Origin of the sequence: Brevibacillus sp. SIMBA_040, assembly GCF_046535075.1 — a bacterium.
Taxonomy (GTDB): domain Bacteria; phylum Bacillota; class Bacilli; order Brevibacillales; family Brevibacillaceae; genus Brevibacillus.
Genome location: NZ_JAWRXI010000257.1, coordinates 1 through 261, shown reverse-complemented (window position 1 = coordinate 261; position 261 = coordinate 1). Strand labels below are relative to the sequence as shown.

Below are 261 nucleotides of genomic sequence, written 5' to 3'. Positions count from 1 at the left end.
CATAATGGAGATAAAGAACAAAGATTTTCATTAAACAGATCTTATTATGGGTTGTACATTCCAAAAATGTATTGGCGAAGACTTGAAAATTTTTCTACCAATTCATTAGCGCTTATTGTATCAGACAAATCTTATAATGAGCATGATTACATAAGAGATTTTGAAGAATTTAAAAAGCTTTTGAATGAAAAATAATCTTTCAGTATTTGATTGTAGTGTAATTAATCTAGGCAAAATCAATTTTGATGAAGGAAACCTTAC

1 protein-coding gene is annotated in these 261 nt (G+C 27.2%); it reads left to right on the top strand.

From position 1 onward, the window contains the following. Positions 1 to 195 (top strand): WxcM-like domain-containing protein (locus SB752_RS32755; RefSeq protein ID WP_410719557.1); only part of this gene is annotated, 195 nt, incomplete at its 5' end. Positions 196 to 261: the final 66 nt, after the last annotated feature.